The sequence below is a fragment of the Streptomyces huiliensis genome (genome assembly GCF_020037025.1).
GTDB lineage: Bacteria > Actinomycetota > Actinomycetes > Streptomycetales > Streptomycetaceae > Streptomyces > Streptomyces huiliensis.
Genome location: NZ_JAIQLH010000253.1, coordinates 1 through 3,981 on the forward strand (window position 1 = coordinate 1; position 3,981 = coordinate 3,981).

3 protein-coding genes are annotated in these 3,981 nt (G+C 77.0%); 2 read left to right on the plus strand and 1 reads right to left on the minus strand.

The genetic code is table 11. The annotated features are described in order from the left end of the window. The first annotated feature begins 260 nt into the window (after positions 1-260). Together recN and JNW98_RS30065 are read left to right on the plus strand one after the other, a co-directional pair. On the plus strand, positions 261-2,012 hold the full coding sequence (recN, locus tag JNW98_RS30060; RefSeq protein ID WP_223771455.1) for a DNA repair protein RecN: 1,752 nt from the start codon (positions 261-263) through the stop codon (positions 2,010-2,012). Positions 2,013-2,221: 209 nt separating this feature from the next. Continuing rightward, positions 2,222-3,352 carry a glycosyltransferase family 4 protein gene (locus JNW98_RS30065; RefSeq protein ID WP_223771456.1) on the plus strand — a complete coding sequence of 377 codons (1,131 nt, stop codon included), beginning with the start codon at positions 2,222-2,224 and terminating at the stop codon, positions 3,350-3,352. 222 nt (positions 3,353-3,574) lie between these two features. Here the strand turns inward: JNW98_RS30065 and JNW98_RS30070 are convergent. Beyond that, positions 3,575-3,981: PucR family transcriptional regulator (locus tag JNW98_RS30070; protein WP_223771457.1), on the minus strand; the 407-nt coding region annotated here is incomplete at its 5' end.

The window sequence follows — 3,981 nt, forward strand, 5'->3', positions numbered from 1 at the left end:
CCGGCCTCCGGGGGAGCGCCCGGCGTCTCAGGGGCGTCCCGGGGCCGCTGTGGGGCCCGCGGGGCCCGGTGCCTTCCGGGACGCCTCGGTTCTCGTGCACGCCGGTGGGCGTTCCTCGGGGTGCCACGACGTCTCCGGCTTCCCACGGGGCTTCCGCGGACCGTCTCCGGGGCTGTCCCCGGGCTGCCGCGGGCCGTCCCCGGCTCGTCCTCGACACGGCCCGTAGGGGAGGCCGTCGCGAGGGGGCCCCGGAACCTCGTATGGTCGTATCCGTGTTGGAGGAGATGCGGATCCGGTCCTTGGGCGTCATTGACGACGCGGTGGTCGAGCTGTCACCAGGTTTCACGGCGGTGACCGGCGAGACCGGCGCCGGCAAGACCATGGTCGTGACCAGCCTCGGGCTGCTGCTCGGCGGCCGGGCCGACCCGGCGCTCGTGCGCGTCGGCGCGAAGGCGGCGGTGGTCGAGGGGCGGATCGCCGTCGACCGGGCGTCACCCGCCGCCGTGCGGGCCGAGGAGGCGGGTGCCGAGCTGGACGACGGGACGCTGCTCGTCAGCCGGACGCTGTCGGCGGAGGGCCGCTCCCGCGCCCACGTCGGAGGGCGCGGCGTGCCCGTCGGGCTGCTCGGCGAGCTCGCCGACGACCTCGTCGCCGTCCACGGCCAGACCGACCAGCAGGGGCTGCTCCGCCCGGCCCGGCAGCGCGCCGCGCTCGACCGGTACGCGGGGGACGCGGTGGCCGCGCCGCTCGCCAAGTACGCGGACGCCTACCGGCGGCTGCGGGCCGTCGCCGCCGAGCTCGACGAGCTGACCACCCGGGCCCGCGAGCGCGCCCAGGAGGCGGACCTGCTGCGCTTCGGGCTCGACGAGATCGCCGCCGTCGAGCCGGTGGCCGGCGAGGACGCCGAACTCGCCGCCGAGGCCGAGCGGCTGGGCCACGCCGAGTCCCTCGCCTCCGCCGCGACCGTCGCGCACGCCGCCCTGGCCGGGAACCCCGAGGACCCGGAGGCCCTGGACGCCGCCTCGCTCGTCGCCGCCGCCCACCGGGCGCTGGAGGCCGTCCGTTCCCACGACCCGGCGCTGGCCGCCCTCGCCGACCGGGCGGGCGAGCTCGGCATCCTGCTCCGCGACGTGGCGGGCGAACTCGCCGGGTACGCCTCCGACCTCGACGCCGACCCGCGCCGGCTCGCCGCCGTCGAGGAGCGCCGGGCCGCGCTCGCGCATCTGACACGCAAGTACGGCGCGGACGTCGCCGCCGTCCTCGCCTGGGCCGAGCGGAGCGCCGCGCGGCTGGGCGAACTGGAAGGTGACGACGACCGGATCACCGAGCTCACCGCTGAGCGGGACGCCCTGCGGGACGAACTGGGCGCCCTCGCCCGGCAGCTGACCGACGCGCGCACGGAGGCGGCGGAACGGTTCGCGGAGGCCGTCACGGAGGAGCTGGCGCAGCTGGCCATGCCGCACGCGCGCGTCTCGTTCGCCGTCCGGCAGAACGAGGTCGCCGACCCGGCGGCCGGCGTCGAGGTCGGCGGGCGCGCCGTCGCCTACGGGCCGCACGGCGCCGACGACGTCGAGCTGCTGCTCGCCCCGCACCCCGGCGCCCATCCGCGGCCTATCGCCAAGGGAGCCTCGGGTGGTGAGCTGTCCCGGGTGATGCTCGCGGTGGAGGTCGTGTTCGCGGGGTCCGACCCGGTGCCCACGTACCTCTTCGACGAGGTCGACGCGGGCATCGGCGGCCGGGCCGCCGTCGAGGTCGGCCGCCGGCTGGCCAGGCTCGCGCGGACCGCGCAGGTCGTCGTCGTCACCCACCTTCCGCAGGTGGCCGCCTTCGCCGACCGGCACCTGGTCGTCGAGAAGACCCACGACGGGTCGGTGACCCGCAGCGGGGTGCAGGCGATGGAGGGCGAGGACCGGATCCGCGAACTGTCGCGGATGCTCGCCGGGCAGGAGGACTCGCGGCTCGCCCGCGCGCACGCCGAGGAGTTGCTGGAGGCGGCGCGGGCGGGGCGGTGACCCGCGGTGGCGGCGCGGGGGAGTGGTGAAACGGTCATGCCGTACGGGGCCAACGGCTCGTAATCCCCAAACCGGGTGAATCCGCAGATGTGCGGGCGAGACAGGGCGGGCGGTGCGCGGAGCGGTGGTGCCCGGACGGCGGTGCCGGCTGGCATCCTGGGCACGGCACCGCGCCCCGTCGCCCCCGCCGATCCAGGAGTCACCCCCGCGTGAGCAGTTCATCCGGCACGTCCCACGGCCGGCCGCCCTTGCACGCCGTCCAGGTGCTGGGCGGCGGCAGCGCGGGCAGTGGCGCCCATGTGCGGTCGCTCGCCGCCGGCCTCGTCGCGCGGGGGCTGCGGGTGACGGTGTGCGCCACCGGGCGGACGGAGGAACGGTACGGATTCACCGAGGCGGGCGCCTCGTTCGCGCCGCTGCCCGCCGGGACGGACGCGCTCCACGTCGCCGGGATCCGGGCGGCGAGCGCCGGCGCGGACGTCGTCCACGCGCACGGTCTGCGGTGGGGCGTGCTCGCCGCGCTGGCCCTGCACGGGCGCCCGACGCCGCTGGTGGTCACCTGGCACCGGCGCGTCCGCGCGGCGGGGGCCCGGGCGCACGTCGTACGGCTGATGGAGCGGCGGGCCGTGCGGACCGCGGCGGTCGTGCTCGGCGCTTCGCCGGATCTCGTCGACCAGGCGCGGCTGCGGGGCGCCCGGGACGCGCGGCTGACGCCGGTGGGACTGCCCGGGCCGCGGGGCGCGGTCCCCCTCGCCGGCCCGGAGCCGGACGGTGACGTTCCGCGGGACAAGGTCCTCGCCGAACTGGGCGTTCTCGGACGGCCGTTGCTGCTCGCCGTCGGGCGGCTCGAACCCGACCAGGGGTACGGGCCGCTGCTCGACGCCTCCCGTTCCTGGCGGCGGCTCGACCCCGAGCCCCTGCTCGTCGTCGCCGGCGAGGGGTCCGAGCGGCCGTCGCTGCAGCGGCGGATCGAGGAGGAGGGGCTGCCCGTGCGGCTCGTCGGGCGGCGGGACGACGTACCGCAGCTGCTGGCGGCGGCGGACCTGGCGGTGCTGCCGAGCCGGTGGGAGGCGCGGGCCCTGCTGGCGCGGGAGGCTTTCCGGGTGGGGGTGCCGTTGGTGGCCACGTCGGTGGGCGGGGTGCCGGACCTTGTCGGGGACGCGGCGGAGCTTGTTCCTTACGGGGATGGGGAGGCTTTGGCGCTTGCGGTCTCTCGGGTTCTGGGGGATGCGGCTCGTCGGGCTGAGCTTGTTGCCGCGGGGCGGCGGGTGGTGGCGGGGTGGCCTTCGGAGGAGGATGCGGTTGCTCATGTGCTGAGCGTGTACGACGAGTTGGTGGGGTGAGCCCCAGTCCCGCCCCTTCGCCGTTACGTGCAGGGGCTGCGCCCCCGCACCCCCGAAACCGCGCTCCGCGCGGTTGTCCTCAAACGCCGGACGGGCTGAAGTGTGCGCCCGGGGCGGCACTATCCAGCCCGTCCGGCGGTTGAGGACAACCGCGCGGAGCGCGGTTTCGGGGGTGCGGGGGCGCAGCCCCTGCAAGAAACGGCGAAGGGGCGGGGCTGGGGCTCATCCCACCAGCCGCCGGCCCCGCAGCGCCACTCCCAACGCCAGCCGGCTGTCCGGATCGTCCGGATCCGTCCCGAGCAGCCCGGCGATCCGTGCCAGGCGGTCGTACAACGTCTGACGATTGACGTGCAGCTCCCGAGCCGTCTCCGCCTTGCGGCCCGCGTGGCGGAGGTAGGTCTCCAGGGTGGGGAGCAGGGGAGTGCGGGCGGTGGTGTCGTGGGTGAGGAGGGGGCCGATGACGCGGTCGACGAAGGCCGGGAGGCCGTCGTGGCCGCGGAGACGGGAGAGCAGCAGGTCGACGTCGAGGGCCCGGGCGTCGTACCAGGGGCGGTCGGGCAGGCCGGCCGCGGCCGTCGCCGCCTCCGCGGCGTGCCGCAGGGCGCCGCCCGCGGTGGCCCAGCCGGCCG